The organism is Paraburkholderia sp. RL17-368-BIF-A (genome assembly GCF_046054045.1).
In the GTDB taxonomy this organism is placed as follows: domain Bacteria; phylum Pseudomonadota; class Gammaproteobacteria; order Burkholderiales; family Burkholderiaceae; genus Paraburkholderia; species Paraburkholderia graminis.
Genome location: NZ_JARESN010000004.1, coordinates 32895 through 49741, shown reverse-complemented (window position 1 = coordinate 49741; position 16847 = coordinate 32895). Strand labels below are relative to the sequence as shown.

Sequence of the window (16847 nt, the reverse complement as noted above, 5' to 3'; positions counted from 1 at the left end):
GCGTAACAGAAATGCTGGATGGAAGGCGAGCCTTCCATCGAAACGCTAAAAACCGGACAACGCGCGGTGAAGCGCGAGGTCCGGTCAAACTTCAGAAGCTATTACTGGAGCAGCTTCAGAACTTGCTGCGGCTGCGAGTTGGCTTGCGCCAGAACCGAGATACCAGCTTGTTGCAGCACTTGAGCCTTCGAGAGGTTAGCAGTTTCCTGCGCGAAGTTCGCGTCGGTGATCTGCGATTGTGCCGACGACAGGTCGGTTGCTTCAGCTTGCTGCGACGTTGCAATTGCGCTGAAACGGTTCTGTGCTGCACCCAGACTTGCTTGCAGGTTGCTGACTGCGGTCAAGGCGTTGTCGATTGCGACCATTGCCACGTTCGCACCGCTGACCGTGCTGATGTCCAGCTTCGACACGGAGGTGTTCGACGCGTTGACTGCGCCGATCTGTGCCGTTGCGGCGAGGACCGACTTGTCCAGCGCTGCGTTCGTCTGGTCGTATGCAGCCGTGTTCATCGTCAGCGTCGTGACCGGAGCGCCCAGCGTAGCGTTCGTCTGTGCGCCTGCCGAGAAAATCGTGCTAGCGGCTGCCGAGCTGATCGCCGAACCGTTCTGGTCGGTGAAGCTGAAGCCACCGTGACCGTCCGACAGCACGTTGATCGACGTGATGATGTTCGCGCTCGGCGTCGACGTTGCTGCTGCGCCCGTCGCTGCGTCGATGTTCAGGTTGCTGATCGTGCCAGCCAGTTGGCCGGTTGCCAGCGAACCGCTGCCGAGGCTAGCGGCCGACATGCTCTTCGACAGGTCGAGGTTGATCGTCTGACCGACGTTCGCGCCAACCTGGAAGCCGACGATACCAGCCGAGCCGTCCAGAATGTTCGTGCCGTTGTACGTCGTTTGCGACGCGATACGGTTCACTTCCTGGATTTGCTGCGCAACTTCCTTCTGCAGCGCTGCCTGGTCCGACGACGACATCGTGCCGGTCGAAGCCTGCACAGCCAGCGTACGGATACGTTGCAGGCTGGAAGTCAGCGAGGACAGCGCGCTCGACGCCGTCTGAATCAGCGACACGCCGTCGTTCGCGTTCGACACGCCCTGGCCCAGACCGTTGATCTGGGTTTGCATACGGGTCGAAATCGCCAGACCTGCTGCATCGTCAGCCGCGCTGTTGATGCGCTTGCCCGACGACAGGCGGGTGATGGCTTGCGACAGGGCGCTTTGCGAGCCGCTGAGGTTTTGCTGTGCAACCAGCGAGTTGATATTGCTATTGATTCCGAGCATGGAAAATCTCCTAAATAAGCCTGAGCCCAATACGCCATATTGGCATCGGCGGAAGCTTCGTTCATTGCTGGCCGCCTCAGTGAAGGTTGACGGCCCTCCTAAAAAAAACTTGAGGAACTTTCTGTAATCGCACACCGATTTGCTTGCCGGGCCGGGCGCGCGAGTCGCGCCGGACAAGCGTTTGGGGCTGATCCGGCAAGCGCGCTGCGGGATTTGAAAAGGCGGCGTATCCTCTTTTTCTCTTGCGATAAAGCCGGGAGAAATCATGCAAAAGCGCCGCATTGGACACTCTGAATTGCAAGTCGCGCCGCTTATGTTCGGCGGCAATGTATTCGGCTGGACCGCCGACGAAGCGACTTCGTTTTCGATTCTCGACGCGTTCGTCGACGCCGGGCTGGACTTCATCGACACCGCCGACGTGTATTCCGCGTGGGCGCCCGGCAACCACGGCGGCGAGTCGGAGGCGATCATCGGCAAATGGTTTCAGCGTAGCGGCAAGCGCGACAGGATCGTGCTCGCGACCAAAGTGTCGAAGCATCCGCAGCGCAAGGGGCTCTCGGCCGCGAACATTCAGGCAGCCGTCGAAGATTCGCTGCGGCGCTTGCAGACCGATTACATCGACATCTATTTTTCCCACGACGACGACACCGCGACGCCGCTTGCCGAGACGCTCGGCGCGTATCAGCGGCTGATCGAGGCGGGCAAGGTGCGGGTGATCGGCGCGTCGAACCACAGCGGCGCGCGTGTCGAAGAAGCGCTGGCGCTTTCCCGTCAGCATGGGCTGCCGGAATATCAGGTGTTGCAGCCGGAGTACAACCTGTACGATCGCGCCGGATATGAGACCGATCTGGAGCCTGTGGCGCTCGCCTATCAGCTCGGCGTGGTCGTGTACTGGAGTCTCGCGAGCGGATTTTTCTCCGGGAAATATCGTTCGAAGGAAGATCTTGCCGACAAGGCGCGCGGAAGCCGCGTCGAGAAGTATCTGAATGAGCGCGGCCTGCGAATCCTCGGTGCGCTCGACCGGGTCGCGGCGCGGCACGCCAGTACGCCGGCCAGCGTCGCGCTGGCGTGGCTGATCGCCCGGCCGAGCGTGACCGCGCCGATTGCGAGCGCGACGTCGCTGCGGCAACTGGAGAGCCTCGTCGCCGCTGTTCATCTGACGCTGACGGGCAGCGACATCCGGGAACTGGACGACGCGAGCGCGTGAACTGCCGCGGCGGCCTGGCGTAATCCCTAAACCCCTGGTACGATGGACAGTTTCCTGATATCATCAGGAGTGAATTGAGATCTTTGCCTGTTTCGTCATCGTCTTTTCGTTGATGGAAGGTTTGGCGAAACGGCAGCAGGCGCGGCTTTGCAATACGTCTGTCCGCGTTCCGCGGTGAGCTCCACACCTCTCTTTTCCGGCCTCCGTGGCCGCTTTGCCTCTCGTTTCATTCGTGGTTTGGCCGGGTTCTTCCCGCGTTTGCCTGTTACTGGCCATGAATCGAAACGACCGGAGGGCCGGCGCGTGAGCGGTTTCCCCGCCACGCAATTAACCCCTATCAAGTGATTGAGTTAGGAATTACATGACGACGATTCTTCTGAAAGAAAACGAGCCGTTCGAAGTGGCGATTCGCCGCTTTCGTCGCGCAATCGAAAAGAACGGCCTGATCGCAGAACTGCGTGAGCGCCAATCGTACGAAAAGCCGACCACGGCACGTAAGCGCAAGAAGGCTGCTGCTGTGAAGCGCCTGCACAAGCGCCTGCGCAGCCAGATGCTGCCGAAGAAGCTGCACTAAGCACGCTTTTTCAGCACGGTCAGAACGGCGGTGTGAGCTTCGAAAGAAGCCACATCGCCGTTTTGCTTTATGGGCGCCCGGTTGCCTTGCGAGTTGGCGCGGGCGGCGGCGCGCGCCTTGTAGCGTTAAGCCGCGTTCTTCAGCATGTGCGCTGACAGACCGAACTGGCGTGCAATCGAATTCAAGCGGTCATCCCATTCCCACGTGCCGAACACATCGTGCACGTTTTGCAGGCAGCTGAGCAGATCGATCGTCTCCTGATCGTACACATTGATGCGCGACCGCAGCAGCGCCTTGCGCAGCGCGGCGATGCCGGCGTCCATGTAAGCGGGCGCCGCGACGGGCGTTTTGCCGATATAGCGCACGGGCACCCCTTCCATGGCCGTCATGTAATCGCGCAGTTTGATGAAGTTGCCGACTGGGCAGCCGCCGCAGTAGCCGCGATAGGCGCCGCCTCCGCGCGGTAGGAGCGCCGCGCGCTTTTGCCCGAAAAGATGGCTGACGGCCTGGTCGAAAATGTCCTGATGGGTGAGGAAGGTAAGAGTTTTCATGATGGTTTCGCTATGCGACGCGGTCGTTACTCGTTATTGAGCGGCTGATTCCAGTATCCCGCTTGCGTTCGCTGGCGAAACCCCGACTAGCATCGCGAAACGTCCTCAATTCGGGGATTCGCGCGCGAGCCCGAGGCGGGCTTTGCGCCGGCGTTGCGGCGGCGAACGCAGCGGTCACTGCTGCTTGTGACCGCTCATAACCGTATAACGGCCGGCATCGGCGATAAGCACAGCAGGGCTTTACCGGATAGCTGATGCGGACGGGCGTGTGATGATCTCGCAAGGGGACTGTTGCGAGAGGGCCGTCGCAATCAGGCGTGAGGTCCGTCAGCCCAGCGACCATACGAGTCGCCGATTGAACGCCCCAACCTCAACCGGCCTTACGCGCGCGTCCTTTCTTGCCGAGCGCTGCACACCTGGCGCGGCACATGCAAGTCGCCTCATGATCGTTGACCATGCCCACCGCCTGCATGAACGCGTAGCAGATCGTCGAGCCCACGAACTTGCAGCCGTAGCGTTTTAGCGCCTTGCTGAGCGCATCCGATACTTCTGTCGATGCCGGCGCCTCCTTGTACGATGCCCATTCGTTCTGGATCGGCGTGTTATCGACGAAAGACCAGATGAAGTTGGCCAACGACCCATGCTCCGCCTGAATCTGCTGCACGGCGCGCGCATTCGTGATGGCGGATTCGATCTTGCCGCGATGGCGCACAATGCTTTCGTCCACGACGAGCCTCTCGACCTGCGCCGGCGTGAAGCGCGCAACCTTGTCGATGTCGAAGTCCGCGAATGCCCGCCGGTAGCCGGCCCGCTTGTTGAGAATCGTGGACCACGACAAGCCGGCCTGCGCGCCTTCGAGCACGAGCAGTTCGAAGAGATGCTGGTCGTCGCGGGACGGCACGCCCCATTCGGCGTCGTGATAATGTGCGAGCGCTTCGCTCGATACCCAGTTGCATCGCTGTGTCAATTTAGCGCTCCCCGTTGTGATGTCGCTCGCCAGCATAGCCGAACGCATGAGCGCCGCAAGCTGGCCATTCGGCCAATTGCCGGATCGAAACGGACCTGCCACGCTATGCCTATTTCTCACGAAACGCATTTCAATCGATGAACAAAGACCTATTTCTGATCGGCGTCGACGGCGGCGGCACCGGCACACGCATCGTGCTCGCCGACGCGCAGGGGCGCGAACTGGCGCAGGCGGCGAGCGGGCCGTCGGGCTTGGGGCTTGGCGTCGAACGTGCGTGGCTGGCCATTGCGGCCGGCTGCGAGCAGGCATTCGCGAACGCCGGCGTTGCGCTCGACTGGTCGCGCTGCGTGCTCGGTTGCGGCCTTGCTGGCGTGAACAACCGCGACTGGCTCGCGTCGTTTCTCGCGCAGGCGCCCGCGCTGGCCGGACTCGCCGTCGAAAGCGATGCGTACACGACGCTGCTCGGCGCGCACGGGGGCGCGCACGGCGTGATCGTCGCGCTCGGCACGGGCAGCATCGCGGCAGCGGCGGATCATGAGGGCGGCGAATGCCGGATCGTGGGCGGCTACGGTTTTCCGTCCGGCGACGAAGCGAGCGGCGCCTGGCTCGGCGTGCGCGCCGTCGTCCATGCGCAGCACGCGCTCGACGGCCGCGGCCCCAACGACGACTTCGCGCACGCGCTGCTTGCGCACGTCGGCGCGAGCGATCGGGACGCCCTTACCGTGTGGCTTTGCGAGGCGAATCAGACGGCGTACGCGAGTCTCGCGCGGGTCGTGATCGCGCACCGCACGCATCCGTTTGCCGCGCGGCTGCTCGGCGCGGCGGGCGTTGAAATCGGCAAGATGATCGCGGCGCTCGACCCATCGGCGAGTTTGCCGATTGCGTTGTGCGGCGGGCTTGGTGCGCCGTTGCGCGAATACGTGCCGCAGGCTTATCAGCCGCGCTTGCGCGAGCCATTCGCGGATTCCGCGCACGGCGGCTTGCGGTTGGCGCAAAGGGAAGCTGGGCGGCTGGCGGGTGAGAGTTGAGGCGGAGGCTAGAGGCCGAGTCTTGAAGCCGAACCTTGAAGCCGAAGCTCGGAGCCGAAGCTCGGAGCCGAGCCCTAAAGGCGAACCTTGGAGCCTAACCCTGAAGTGGAAGTCGAAGCCGAACCTTGAAGCCCAACCTGCCAGCCGAACAGCGAGGCATCGACGGTAAAATACAGCCTCCCAAGCTGCCTGCCATCTCGCCATGTACAAAGTCATCGCCACGGATCTCGACGGCACGCTGCTCAATGCCGATCACCAGGTTGACCCCTTCACGGTCGCCACCGTGCGCAAGCTCGAAAGTGACGGCGTGCAGTTTGTGATCGCCACCGGCCGCCATTTCTGCGATGTCGCCGGCATTCGCGACATCCTCGGCATCAAGCCTTATCTGATCACGTCGAACGGCGCGCGCATCCATGCGCCGGACAACACCGTGATCCACGCCGACGATCTGCCGCCCGCTATCGTGCAACGCCTCGTGCAGCCGGAGATTGTCGGCGCGCACGGTCGCGTGATCGTCAACCTGTTCGCCGATCAGGCGTGGCTGATCGACCGCGACGCGCCCGAGCTGCTCAAGTTTCATCAGGATTCGGGCTTCACCTACGAAGTGGCCGAACTGCTCGCGCACGACGGCGTGGACATCGCCAAGGTTCTTTATATCGGCGACCCGGCGGACCTCGCGCAAGTGGCCGCGAACCTCGCGCGCGAATTCGGCGACGCGCTCTACGTGACGTACTCGCTGCCGGACTGTCTTGAAGTGATGACGTCGAATGTGTCGAAGGGACGCGCGCTGCAGATCGTGCTCGAGAGCGTGGGCGTCGATGCCGCGCACTGCGTGGCTTTCGGCGACAACATGAACGACATCGACCTGCTCGAAACAGCCGGCCATCCGTTCATGATGAACAACGCCAATCCCGACCTGATCACGCGCCTGCCCAACGTGCCGCGCATCGGCAATAACTTCGAAGCGGGTGTCGCGCACCACTTGCGCAAGCTCTTTTCAATCGACGACGAACTGATGGCCTAGCGCCTCAGGCCTTAAACGGACACTGACCCGCATCTGCTTTCGCGGATGCGGGCCAGTCGGTGAAGCCGGGCTAGCTCAGGTCACGTTCGTTTTGGGCCGGCAATCGGTCGCGCCATCAGTATCGCAATCAGTCGCGCCATCCGCCGCGGCGTCGGTCGTGGTCGCCGCGATCGCCGCGGCCGCGGTCGTCATAACCCCAATGGCGATCGTTCCGGTTCCAGCCGCGCTCGTAACGGTGGTCGCCGCGATAGTAGTCGCCGCGATCGTAACGATGCCCCCAACCGCCGTTGCCGTAGTACACCGGTTGCGGCGCTGCATAGACCGGGGCGGGCCGCGTGTAGACCGGCGCGCCGAGCGAGACGCCGATATTCAGGTCCGTATGCGCTTGCGCGACCCCGCATGCGCCTGCTGCAAGGCCCGCGGCAACCAGCAATTGAGTGACGATGCGTTTCATGTTTTTCTCCTGCAAGAGGCTTGCTGTGACGCGACAGAGGTTTGTCGTACAGGTCCAATCTACGCAATCCGGTCGGCCGGGACTGCGACCAGATGTTACGGACTGCAAGCAACTTCGCAGGATCTGAGGAACGGCGAGTTTGCGCTCGTGCGGTGCCTGGCGCTGGGTGATGACGACGGAAAGGCTGTCGGCGCAGGCCGCGGGCCTATTTGAACGCCGGCACAAGCGCTCCGCCGTTACGCCGAAGCAGCGTCGCGCCGCGCAACGCGTAATCGCGGCTTACATCTGTATAACGGATTAATCAAATCGAATGGTTGCGACATAAGCCCAAAAACAAAACGGGCGCCGCAGCGCCCGCTTTGCTCACTCAGACAATCGGCCTCGATCAGTCGAGAGCCAGTTTCTGCGCATTGCCGCCGCGGCTTTCCGCGATCAGCGGATACACCAGGCCGGCAACCACCGCGCCGATGATGGGCGCGATCCAGAACAGCCACAACTGATCCACCGCAGCACCGCCGACGAACAGCGCCAGGCCGGTCGAGCGCGCCGGGTTGACCGACGTGTTCGTGACCGGAATCGAAACGAGGTGAATCAGCGTCAGACACAGGCCGATGGCGATCGGCGCGAAGCCGGCCGGCGCGCGCTTGTCGGTCGCGCCGAGAATGACGAACAGGAAGAAGCCGGTCATGACCGCCTCGCAGGCGAACGCCGCGACGAGCGAGTAATGGCCCGGCGAGCGGTCGCCGTAGCCGTTGCTCGCGAAGCCGCTCGCGACCAGGTCAAAGCCGGGTTTGCCGGACGCGATGAGCGCGAGCACCGCGGCGCCCAGCACTGCGCCCGCCACCTGCGCGACGATGTACGGGAGCAGGTCGCGAGCCGGGAAGCGGCCGGCCACCGTCAGGCCGACGCTGACCGCCGGGTTCAGATGGCAGCCCGAAATGTGTCCGATCGCAAAGGCCATGGTCAGCACCGTCAGCCCGAAAGCGAGCGACACACCGACGAAACCGATGCCGAGACCATGCACCGGACCGGCGAAATTCGCGGCGAGAACCGCGCTGCCGCAGCCCCCGAGCACGAGCCAGAATGTGCCGAACAACTCGGCGGCAAGGCGCTTTGACAACTGCATGTTTGGGTATCCTAAAATAATTGACGCTCGGGAAGCACGGAGCGTGAACGCACGGCCGGCGCGGGCGCGTGCTGTGAACGTTCAATTCTAGGGAAAGAGTGGCCAATCGAGTGTCAAGAATCGTCAATGCCGGCTGGCTTTACCAGTTATTACGGGATAAAGCCGTTTTACAATTGAGCTATGTTTAATAATTATCAGAAGATAGCTCGCTTAATGGGTAATGTTATCCATTGCGAATTTTTATAATTACAGTTAGTCTGCGAGGCGAATGAGTTCTAAAAGGGGAGAACCGGAATGTCTCAATATGCAGACCTCAAGGCGCAGATCGCCAAATTGCAGGCACAAGCAGAAGAAGCTCGTCGCACGGAAATTGACAATGTGATAGCCGACATCCGCCAAAAAATCGCCGAATATGGCCTGACTGCACAGGACCTCGGCTTTGCAGTGGCCGCCAAGCGGGGCCGTCCGCCCAAGAAGGCGCCGCTGCCGGCTAAATATCAGGACCCGAAAACGGGTAATACGTGGAGCGGCCGCGGCAAACCGCCCAAGTGGATCGTCGGCAAGAACCGCGAACGTTTTCTGATTGGCGCGAGCTGAGTTGCTTGCGAGTGACGCGAAAGCGGATTGAAGGACCAACGCCGCTGCGTGTTTACTCGACTGTGCTAATCGGATGTGGAAGCGCATCCACGGCGCCATTAAAAAAGCCGCCTTTGCCAGGCGGCTTTTCTTAAAAGTAGCGCGATAAGACCGGCTTATCGTCCGCGCAAACGATTCACATGGAAAAATGTGCGCGGTTTTCAATGAATCGAAAGCGCCGGTAGCGAATCAGTTGTATCGGCAACGGAACGCTCGTCCGTTTAAAGCGCCGCGCGCGTGACACGCCGCGCGGCGCTCGCCGTTATCAGCCCACTGCGACCTGGCGCAGAACCGGCCGGCGCGCGGCTTCGATCAGCGCCGAATACGCGTCCACGTAGTTGCGCGCCATCGTCTTCGAGCTGAAGCGGCGCTCGAACTGCGCGCGGATTTCCGTGCGCGACAGCTCGTCCAGACGCTGCAGCGCGGCCACCGCGCCTTGCACGTCCTCGACGATGTAGCCGGTCACGCCATGATCGATCACTTCAGGCACCGAGCCGCGGTTGAACGCGATCACCGGCGTGCCGCAGGCCATCGACTCGATCATGACGAGGCCGAACGGCTCGGACCAGTCGATCGGGAAGAGCAGCGCCTTGGCGCCCGACAGAAACTCCGGCTTCTGCGCCTCGTTGATTTCGCCGACAAACTCGACATGCGCCTGCGACAGCAGCGGCTCGATCTCGCGCTTGAAGTAATCCTGGTCGGCCTTGTCCACCTTGGCGGCGATCTTCAGCGGCAAACCGCTTTGTGCAGCGATCTTGATGGCTGTATCGACGCGCTTTTCCGGACAAACACGGCCGAGGAACGCGAGGTATTCCGGCTTCTTGTGCGTCTGCGGCGTGAGTAGCTGCTCCGGCAGACCGTGATAGATGGTGTTCAGGAAGTTCGCCTGCGGCAGCGGCACCCGCTGCGAATCCGAAATCGAGATGACCGGCGCGCCCGGGAACGCATCGAACACCGGCTGCAGCTCCGGCAGGTCGAGGCGGCCATGCAGCGTGGTCACGAACGGCGTGTCCATCGTCGAAAAAAGCGGGAACGGCATGTAGTCGAGGTGAAAGTGCAGCACGTCGAACTCGTGCGCGACCCGGCGCACCTTTTCCATCATCAGGATGTGCGGGGCGAGCGCGTCGCGAATCGTCGGGTCGAGGCGCAGCGCACGAGGCCAGCACGCATCGAGCTTCGCGGATGTCACCGAGTCGCCGCTCGCGAACAGCGTGACGTCGTGGCCCTCGTCGACCAATGCCTCGGTGAGGTAGGACACGACACGTTCGGTGCCACCGTAGAGCTTCGGCGGGACTGCTTCATACAACGGCGCAATTTGTGCGATTCGCATGCGTTTCTCCTGTTTGACACGGCTTCGCACAGCAGCGCTCGAGTCGAGCGGGGAGCGAATGCCTGACGGACGGTTGGGCGCGGTAAGCCGCCGCCCGGGGGTGCTCCGAATCTGCATCGGGTTATCCCTTAGCTTCATTATCGGGATCGGCCGCGCCAATTCGAGTTATTTTTCAAACGCTTAACGTTGTTACAGCGCGAAACACGAGACGTTACACGCGCCAACGCCCGTCGCTGGGCGCTCACAGGCCAATTTCAGCCCAAGCTCCCGACGGCGCTGGTAAACGGCGCGTTCCCCTGTAGCAAGCCGCGAGCCCGCTCCCGCCGCACAAAATATTACGCAGTGGTGAAAAGACCTTATAATCCGGCTCACCGTCGTACGGTGCGAGGCGCGGCTCCGCAAAACTCACCGTTTAGTTCATTTACGCCGAATCCTCGGGCGCTAAGTATTCACCGCGCATAAAGAGTTGCCGCGCGGCATCGCGCAGTCTCATTCCTTTCTCTCCCAACCTGGCAAAGTAGGAAAAATTCCTACACGAATGACGGATTAATCCGTCAAACAAGCTGGGTGTCTGTCCGATTTTGTTTCGCTCCCCCTTTGGGGACAATGGCCGCAAGACCAGAAACGAGCCGATTCGTGCGTTTAAGTGCGCGCGTCCGAGCAAACGTTTCCGTAACGGCCTGACCAGCCAGATACACCCCGGGGGAATCATGAGCGCGACAAGCGAAATGCTCAATGAGATCAGAGAAGTCAACCTGTCTTATCTCCTGCTCGCGCAGCGCCTGCTTCGCGAAGACAAGCCGATGGGCATGTTTCGCATGGGGATCTCGGACCAGCTAGCCGATGTGCTCGCCAACCTCTCGTTGGCGCAGACCGTCAAGCTCGCGGCGTCCAATCAGGTGTTGTGCCGTTTCCGTTTCGACGATCATGCCGTGCTCTCCGCACTCGCGGACAAGGGCAAGTCCAGCGCCGTCGCGCAGGCGCATTCCGCGATTCTGATGGCCAGCCAGCCGGTCGAGCAGCTCGGCTGAATGGCGTTTCGCAGCTTCGGCAAGGCAATCGGGACGGGACGCAAGCAGGATGGCATATAAAAGTGTGGTGCTCGAAGTCAAGGAAATCACCCTGGCCATCGAACTGATCGAACTCGGCGCGCGTTTGCAACTGCTCGAAGCGGAAACGAGCCTGTCGCGCGACCGGCTCATCAAGCTGTACAAGGAACTGAAAGGAGTTTCGCCGCCCAAGGGCATGCTGCCGTTTTCGACCGACTGGTTCATGACCTGGCAGCCGAACTTTCATTCCTCGCTGTTCTACAACATCTACCGTTTCATGGCCGATCATGGCGGCTGCGCGACGATCCAGTCGATCGTGAAGAGCTACCGGCTGTATCGCGAGCACGTGCAGTTGCACGACGACGAACCCGTGCTCAGCCTCACGCGCGCGTGGACGCTCGTGCGTTTCTTCGACTCGGGCATGCTGCAGATCACGCCCTGCTGCCGCTGCGGCGGACATTTCGTCGCACACGCTCACGACCCGAAGCATGGGTTCGTCTGCGGACTGTGCCAGCCGCCATCGCGCGCCGGTAAGACAAAGAAAGTCGCCGACGCCCGCGCCCGCGAGAGCCTCGCGGCGCTCGACGCGTAGCGCCCGCAGCGGCCGCCGCCACGCGGCCTTCCATTCATCGCCTTATGCCGCGGGCTTGCCCGCCCGGCGCAACGCAGCGCAACGCAGTGCAGCGCAGCGCAGCGTCAAACCTTCCGCAAGCGGCGCCTTGCCGACCGCGTCCGCCTCTGGTTTACACCGTCGCGGCAAGCCGCTTTTCCGTCAAAGTTTTCTGCTGTGTTGCCGTAAACCAGTTTAACGACGGTCACCGTCGCTTCTTTGTGAGGGCTCGGCAGTGCTGATTTTCGTGGGAACACTCGTGACGCTTTTGTCCGTTTTCGGCGGTTACGCGCTGGAAGGCGGCCATCTCGGCGCGCTGTTGCAGCCCGTTGAAGTGCTGATGATCGTCGGCGCAGGCGTCGGCGCGTTCATCCTCGGTAACGGGATGAAGACGATCAAGGCAACGCTGCGCGTCATTCCAACCCTGTTCAAGGGCGCGAAGTACAACAAGGACGTCTACATGGAGCTGATGGCGCTCCTCTACGTCCTGCTCGCCAAGGCGCGCAAGGAAGGCACGCTGACGCTGGAAGCGGACATCGACGATCCGTCGAAGAGTCCGATCTTCACGCAGTACCCGAAGATTCTCGCCGATCACCACATCATCGAGTTTCTGACCGACTACCTGCGGCTGATGGTGGGCGGCAACATGAATGCGTTCGAGATCGAAAGTCTGATGGACGAAGAGATCGAAACGCATCACCAGGAAGGCGAAGCGCCCGCGCATGCGCTGAACAAGGTCGGCGACGCGATGCCGGCGTTCGGTATCGTGGCCGCGGTCATGGGCGTGGTGCACACGATGGCGTCCGCCGACAAGCCGCCTGCCGTGCTCGGCGAAATGATTGCGCAGGCGCTGGTCGGCACCTTCCTCGGCATTCTGCTTTCGTATGGACTGATCGGGCCGCTTGCGAGCGTCGCCGAACAGCGCGTGACCGAGTCGACCAAGATGTTCCAGTGCATCAAGGTGACGATTCTCGCGAGCCTGAACGGCTATGCACCGGCGATCGCCGTCGAGTTCGGCCGCAAGGTGCTGTTCTCGACCGAGCGTCCGTCGTTCGCCGAGCTCGAAGAGCACGTGCGCCGCGTGAAGGCCAAGTAAGGGCGCCGGGACCGAACCGATGAGCAAGGACAAAGACCGCGCCATTGTCGTCAAGCGCGCTGCGCCGAAGAAGGCCGGCCACCACGGCGGCGCCTGGAAGCTCGCGTATGCGGACTTCATGACCGCGATGATGGCGTTCTTCCTGCTGATGTGGCTGCTGAGCTCGGCATCCACGGTGCAGTTGAAGGGCATCGCGGAGTACTTCAACCAGCCGTTGAAGATCACGCTGTGGGGCGGCGACCGCAGCGCGGAAGACTCGAGCATTCTGAAGGGCGGCGGCCGTGATATCTCGACCGACGCGCAGGGCGTGACGCGCTCGACCGATGGTTCGAACAATCGCGCCGAGCGCACGGTGTCAAAGAGCAGTGAAGACTCGATGAAGCAGTTGCAGGGCGAGTTGGAGCGTCGCGAGCAGGTTCGCCTGCACGACTTGCAGGTGAAGCTGATGGCCGCGATCGAAGCGAATCCGGTGCTGCGCCAGTTCAAGCAGCAGATTCGCATCGATTCGACGCTGACGGGCTTGCGCATCGAGATCGTCGACTCGCAGAAGCGGCCGATGTTCGCGACCGCGAGAGATCAGGTGGAGCCGTACATGCGCGACATTCTGCGCGAGATCGGCCACACGCTGAACGACGTGCCGAACCGGATCATCGTGCAGGGTCACACCGACGCCGCGCAGTACGCGGGCGGCGAGAAGGGTTACAGCAACTGGGAACTGTCCGCGGACCGCGCGAATGCGTCGCGCCGTGAGCTGATCGCAGGTGGGATGGACGAAGCAAAGGTGATGCGCGTGCTCGGTCTCGCGTCGACGCAGAACCTGAACAAGGCGGACCCGATGGACCCGGAAAACCGCCGCATCAGCGTCATCGTGCTGAACAGGAAGTCCGAGGAGGCGCTCAACCATGACGACTCCACCACGACGACCTTGTCGGACGACGCAGCGGGCTCAAAGCCGCTGCTGCAAAAACTGGCGCCGCCCGTGACGGTCGCGCCGAAGGTGCCGGCGGCAACGCCGGCGACTCAGTAACGGAAAGACGGTCGCCCGGCCGTTACCGTGCCAGAGCGGCGCGGACAGCCAGGCGATTCACAGCGTAAGTGCAGCGAGGTTTTCATGATCAGGCATATCCTGGCAATCGACGATTCGGCATCGATGCGGCAGATTCTTTCCGCGACGCTGACGGCGGCCGGCTATGAGGTGACGCTCGCGGCGGACGGCGCGGAAGGGCTCGAAAACGCGCTCGCCGTGCGGTTCGACCTGGTGCTCACCGATCAGCACATGCCGGGCAAGACCGGCCTCGATCTGATCGCCGAGCTGCGCGGCAATCCGGCTTATGCGGACACGCCCATCCTCGTCCTGACGACGGAATCGGGCGAGCCGTTCAAGGCCGCGGCGCGCGAAGCGGGCGCGACCGGCTGGATCGAAAAGCCGCTCGACCCCGAACTGCTGACCGAACTGGTCGCGGCTCTGGCCGAGCCAGATCACGCATAGCGCAACCCTAGACAAGTTATAGAAGCTCTCGACGCTGCGGCAAGGTAGCCCAGGCCTAGACAGGAACTTTCGCGGTGACCCAGGCATGACACTCGACATCACTCAGTTCTATCAGACGTTCTTCGACGAAGCGGACGAACTGCTCGCGCAGATGGAGCAGTTGCTGCTCAATCTGGACATCGCGCATCCCGATCCCGAAGACCTCGCGGCAATCTTCCGCGCGGCGCATTCGATCAAGGGCGGCGCGGCGACGTTCGGCTTTACCGCGCTGACGGAAACGACTCACATCCTCGAATCGCTGCTCGACCGTGCGCGCAATAACGAACTCGTGTTGCGCAAGGACATGATCGACACGTTCCTCGAAACCAAGGACGTGCTCTCGGGCCAGCTCGCCGACTACCGCGCGAGCGCCGAGCCGGACGCGGCGGTCGCGAAGGCGATCTGCGCGAAGCTCGAGCAGTTGCACGCGGAAAGCCGCGGCATGGCCGCGCCGGCTGCTGCGGCGCCGGTCGAAGTCGCGGTGGCCGCGCCGATCGAAGAATTCGCAACAGTAGAAGAAGGCAGCGCGCCCGAGCACGTCGTCGATCAGGCGGTGCAGGCGGCGGGCGAATGGAATGACGGCGAACCGGCACAGACCGGGCAAGCCGAAGGAGCCGGCGACGCGAACGACGCCGCCGGCCCGCATCTGAAAATTACGCTACGGGGCGTTGATGCGAAGGACCAGGAACTGCTCGCCGAAGAGCTGGGCAACCTGGGCAACATCGTCGGGCAGGTCAAGAGCGGCGGCGATCTCACGCTGTGGCTTCAGACCGATGTCACGTCCGACGACATCATCGCCGTGTGCTGCTTCGTGATCGACGAAAGTCAGATTTCGATCGGCCGCGGAACCGCGCCGGCGGACGGTGCTCAGCAAGGCGAACCTGGAACGCCCGACGCTGAGCCCTCGTCTCCGGCGCAAGCAGCACCGGCGGCTTCGGCCGCCACCCAACACTCAGCGGCTGCCGAACCGGCGCAGCAGGCGGCAGCGCCGGCGCAGGCGGAACGCGCAGCCGAGCCTGCGAAGGCCGCAGCGCCGGCTCCGGTTCCCGCCGCGGCTAAACCGGCGGCTGCTCCTGCAGCTTCTGCCGCCGCAGCACCCGCCGCGGCAGACTCCGACCGCAAGGCCGCCCGCCCCGCAGCAGCGGCAGGCGGCGCGGAAGGCAGCTCGATTCGCGTCGGCGTCGAAAAGGTCGATCAGTTGATCAACCTCGTCGGCGAACTGGTGATCACGCAAGCGATGCTGGCGGAAACCACCAGCACGTTCGACCCGGCGCTGCACGATCGCCTGTTCAACGGCATGGCGCAGCTCGAGCGCAACGCGCGCGATCTGCAGGAAGCCGTCATGTCGATCCGCATGATGCCGATGGATTATGTGTTCAGCCGCTTCCCGCGTCTCGTGCGCGATCTCGCGGCGAAACTCGGCAAGGAAGTGGAGCTCGTCACCTTCGGTCAGGCGACCGAACTCGACAAGAGCCTGATCGAGCGGATCATCGACCCGTTGACGCACCTCGTGCGCAACAGCCTCGACCACGGCATCGAAACCGTCGAAGCGCGCCGCGCAGCAGGCAAGGACGCGACCGGCCAACTGGTTCTGTCGGCGGCACATCATGGCGGCAACATCGTCATCGAAGTGAGCGACGACGGCGCCGGCCTGCGCCGCGACAAGATTCTCGCGAAGGCCGCGAAGCAGGGCATGCAGGTCAGCGAAAGCATGACCGACGAGGAAGTCTGGAACCTCATCTTCCTGCCGGGCTTCTCGACGGCGGAGCAGGTCACGGACGTCTCCGGCCGCGGCGTCGGCATGGACGTGGTGAAGCGCAACATCCAGTCGATGGGCGGTCACGTGGAAATCACGTCGCACGCCGGCAAGGGCAGCACGACGCGCATCGTTTTGCCGCTCACGCTTGCGATTCTCGACGGCATGTCCGTCAAGGTCGGCAACGAGATCTTCATTCTGCCGCTGAACTTCGTGATGGAGTCGCTGCAGCCGCAAGCCGAGGACATCTACACGGTCGCCAACGGCGAGCGCGTGGTGCGCGTGCGCGGCGAATATCTGCCGCTCGTCGCGTTGCACGAGGTGTTCAACGTCGACGGCGCGAAGCAGGAGCCGACCCAGGGCATCGTCACCATCATGCAGACCGAGGGGCGCCGCTTTGCGATGCTGATCGACGAGCTGGTGGGACAGCAGCAGGTCGTCGTGAAGAATCTGGAAACGAATTACCGCAAGGTGCGCGGCATTTCCGCAGCGACCATTCTGGGCGACGGCCGCGTCGCGCTGATCGTGGACGTGGCGGCGCTGAACCGCGAATCGCGCAACGCGCATGGCGCAATGAGCCTCGCATGATGTCCGCCCGGCTCGACGTATCACTCACTCAACTCAATTTATCCCAACC

At 62.6% G+C, this 16847-nt stretch carries 17 protein-coding genes; 11 read left to right on the top strand and 6 right to left on the bottom strand.

The genetic code is table 11. The annotated features are described in order from the left end of the window. Nucleotides 1-101: 101 nt before the first annotated feature. Nucleotides 102-1274 (bottom strand): flagellin, encoded by a 1173-nt coding sequence (locus tag P0D87_RS08570; RefSeq protein ID WP_006050881.1) that lies wholly within the window; start codon nucleotides 1272-1274, stop codon nucleotides 102-104. Nucleotides 1275-1539: 265 nt separating this feature from the next. Here P0D87_RS08570 and P0D87_RS08565 point away from each other — a divergent pair, with 265 nt between their 5' ends. Together P0D87_RS08565 and rpsU are read left to right on the top strand one after the other, a co-directional pair. Next, nucleotides 1540-2481 (top strand): aldo/keto reductase, encoded by a 942-nt coding sequence (locus P0D87_RS08565; protein WP_053858882.1) that lies wholly within the window; start codon nucleotides 1540-1542, stop codon nucleotides 2479-2481. A 361-nt stretch (nucleotides 2482-2842) separates the two neighbouring features. After that, complete coding sequence (rpsU, locus tag P0D87_RS08560) at nucleotides 2843-3055, top strand: 30S ribosomal protein S21 (protein ID WP_006050883.1); 213 nt, start codon at nucleotides 2843-2845, stop codon at nucleotides 3053-3055. Between the two features lie 125 nt (nucleotides 3056-3180). Here the strand turns inward: rpsU and P0D87_RS08555 are convergent, their stop codons facing one another. Next, complete coding sequence (locus P0D87_RS08555; RefSeq protein WP_006050884.1) at nucleotides 3181-3606, bottom strand: hypothetical protein; 426 nt, start codon at nucleotides 3604-3606, stop codon at nucleotides 3181-3183. Nucleotides 3607-3976: 370 nt separating this feature from the next. Then, entirely contained in the window at nucleotides 3977-4609 is a 633-nt protein-coding gene (locus P0D87_RS08550; protein WP_053859100.1) for a DNA-3-methyladenine glycosylase I, read from the bottom strand. Nucleotides 4610-4710: 101 nt separating this feature from the next. Between P0D87_RS08550 and P0D87_RS08545 the strand changes: the two genes are divergently transcribed. Together P0D87_RS08545 and P0D87_RS08540 are read left to right on the top strand one after the other, a co-directional pair. Further along, nucleotides 4711-5601, top strand: a complete 891-nt coding sequence (locus P0D87_RS08545) for a glucosamine kinase nucleotide-binding domain-containing protein (RefSeq protein WP_053858881.1) — start codon at nucleotides 4711-4713, stop codon at nucleotides 5599-5601. 202 nt (nucleotides 5602-5803) lie between these two features. Next, a complete protein-coding gene (locus P0D87_RS08540) occupies nucleotides 5804-6625 on the top strand; it encodes a Cof-type HAD-IIB family hydrolase (RefSeq protein WP_053858880.1) in 822 nt (273 codons plus the stop codon). Between the two features lie 127 nt (nucleotides 6626-6752). Here the strand turns inward: P0D87_RS08540 and P0D87_RS08535 are convergent, their stop codons facing one another. Further along, nucleotides 6753-7079, bottom strand: coding sequence for a PXPV repeat protein (locus tag P0D87_RS08535; protein ID WP_053858879.1), 327 nt, complete (start codon nucleotides 7077-7079; stop codon nucleotides 6753-6755). Nucleotides 7080-7464: 385 nt separating this feature from the next. Beyond that, on the bottom strand, nucleotides 7465-8205 hold the full coding sequence (gene aqpZ, locus P0D87_RS08530) for an aquaporin Z (protein WP_408636783.1): 741 nt from the start codon (nucleotides 8203-8205) through the stop codon (nucleotides 7465-7467). 294 nt (nucleotides 8206-8499) lie between these two features. On the opposite strand from aqpZ, the gene P0D87_RS08525 reads away from it, so the two are divergent. Continuing rightward, nucleotides 8500-8802, top strand: a complete 303-nt coding sequence (locus tag P0D87_RS08525) for an H-NS histone family protein (RefSeq protein WP_006050891.1) — start codon at nucleotides 8500-8502, stop codon at nucleotides 8800-8802. Nucleotides 8803-9106: 304 nt separating this feature from the next. Here the strand turns inward: P0D87_RS08525 and P0D87_RS08520 are convergent, their stop codons facing one another. Further along, complete coding sequence (locus P0D87_RS08520; RefSeq protein ID WP_006050892.1) at nucleotides 9107-10171, bottom strand: glycosyltransferase family 4 protein; 1065 nt, start codon at nucleotides 10169-10171, stop codon at nucleotides 9107-9109. 710 nt (nucleotides 10172-10881) lie between these two features. Here P0D87_RS08520 and flhD point away from each other — a divergent pair. The 6 genes from flhD (at nucleotide 10882) to cheA (ending at nucleotide 16798) form a co-directional block, all read left to right on the top strand. Next, on the top strand, nucleotides 10882-11202 hold the full coding sequence (gene flhD / locus P0D87_RS08515; RefSeq protein ID WP_006050893.1) for a flagellar transcriptional regulator FlhD: 321 nt from the start codon (nucleotides 10882-10884) through the stop codon (nucleotides 11200-11202). A 49-nt stretch (nucleotides 11203-11251) separates the two neighbouring features. Beyond that, nucleotides 11252-11812 carry a flagellar transcriptional regulator FlhC gene (gene flhC / locus P0D87_RS08510; RefSeq protein ID WP_006050894.1) on the top strand — a complete coding sequence of 187 codons (561 nt, stop codon included), beginning with the start codon at nucleotides 11252-11254 and terminating at the stop codon, nucleotides 11810-11812. Between the two features lie 253 nt (nucleotides 11813-12065). Then, nucleotides 12066-12926 carry a flagellar motor stator protein MotA gene (gene motA, locus P0D87_RS08505; protein WP_006050895.1) on the top strand — a complete coding sequence of 287 codons (861 nt, stop codon included), beginning with the start codon at nucleotides 12066-12068 and terminating at the stop codon, nucleotides 12924-12926. 19 nt (nucleotides 12927-12945) lie between these two features. After that, a complete protein-coding gene (gene motB, locus P0D87_RS08500; protein ID WP_006050896.1) occupies nucleotides 12946-13953 on the top strand; it encodes a flagellar motor protein MotB in 1008 nt (335 codons plus the stop codon). A gap of 84 nt (nucleotides 13954-14037) precedes the next feature. Continuing rightward, nucleotides 14038-14415 carry a response regulator gene (locus tag P0D87_RS08495; RefSeq protein ID WP_006050897.1) on the top strand — a complete coding sequence of 126 codons (378 nt, stop codon included), beginning with the start codon at nucleotides 14038-14040 and terminating at the stop codon, nucleotides 14413-14415. An 85-nt stretch (nucleotides 14416-14500) separates the two neighbouring features. Continuing rightward, on the top strand, nucleotides 14501-16798 hold the full coding sequence (gene cheA / locus P0D87_RS08490) for a chemotaxis protein CheA (protein ID WP_006050899.1): 2298 nt from the start codon (nucleotides 14501-14503) through the stop codon (nucleotides 16796-16798). Nucleotides 16799-16847: the final 49 nt, after the last annotated feature.

Excerpts from the sequence above, each read along its gene's own strand:
- P0D87_RS08520 (WP_006050892.1), bottom strand. The coding sequence starts at position 10,171 with ATGCGAATCGCACAAATTGCGCCGTTGTATGAAGCAGTCCCGCCGAAG.
- aqpZ (WP_408636783.1), bottom strand. The coding sequence starts at position 8,205 with ATGCAGTTGTCAAAGCGCCTTGCCGCCGAGTTGTTCGGCACATTCTGG.
- P0D87_RS08565 (WP_053858882.1), top strand. The coding sequence starts at position 1,540 with ATGCAAAAGCGCCGCATTGGACACTCTGAATTGCAAGTCGCGCCGCTT.
- flhD (WP_006050893.1), top strand. The coding sequence starts at position 10,882 with ATGAGCGCGACAAGCGAAATGCTCAATGAGATCAGAGAAGTCAACCTG.
- P0D87_RS08495 (WP_006050897.1), top strand. The coding sequence starts at position 14,038 with ATGATCAGGCATATCCTGGCAATCGACGATTCGGCATCGATGCGGCAG.
- P0D87_RS08555 (WP_006050884.1), bottom strand. The coding sequence starts at position 3,606 with ATGAAAACTCTTACCTTCCTCACCCATCAGGACATTTTCGACCAGGCC.
- P0D87_RS08570 (WP_006050881.1), bottom strand. The coding sequence starts at position 1,274 with ATGCTCGGAATCAATAGCAATATCAACTCGCTGGTTGCACAGCAAAAC.
- P0D87_RS08550 (WP_053859100.1), bottom strand. The coding sequence starts at position 4,609 with ATGCTGGCGAGCGACATCACAACGGGGAGCGCTAAATTGACACAGCGA.
- P0D87_RS08540 (WP_053858880.1), top strand. The coding sequence starts at position 5,804 with ATGTACAAAGTCATCGCCACGGATCTCGACGGCACGCTGCTCAATGCC.
- P0D87_RS08535 (WP_053858879.1), bottom strand. The coding sequence starts at position 7,079 with ATGAAACGCATCGTCACTCAATTGCTGGTTGCCGCGGGCCTTGCAGCA.
- P0D87_RS08525 (WP_006050891.1), top strand. The coding sequence starts at position 8,500 with ATGTCTCAATATGCAGACCTCAAGGCGCAGATCGCCAAATTGCAGGCA.
- cheA (WP_006050899.1), top strand. The coding sequence starts at position 14,501 with ATGACACTCGACATCACTCAGTTCTATCAGACGTTCTTCGACGAAGCG.
- motB (WP_006050896.1), top strand. The coding sequence starts at position 12,946 with ATGAGCAAGGACAAAGACCGCGCCATTGTCGTCAAGCGCGCTGCGCCG.
- flhC (WP_006050894.1), top strand. The coding sequence starts at position 11,252 with ATGGCATATAAAAGTGTGGTGCTCGAAGTCAAGGAAATCACCCTGGCC.
- P0D87_RS08545 (WP_053858881.1), top strand. The coding sequence starts at position 4,711 with ATGAACAAAGACCTATTTCTGATCGGCGTCGACGGCGGCGGCACCGGC.
- rpsU (WP_006050883.1), top strand. The coding sequence starts at position 2,843 with ATGACGACGATTCTTCTGAAAGAAAACGAGCCGTTCGAAGTGGCGATT.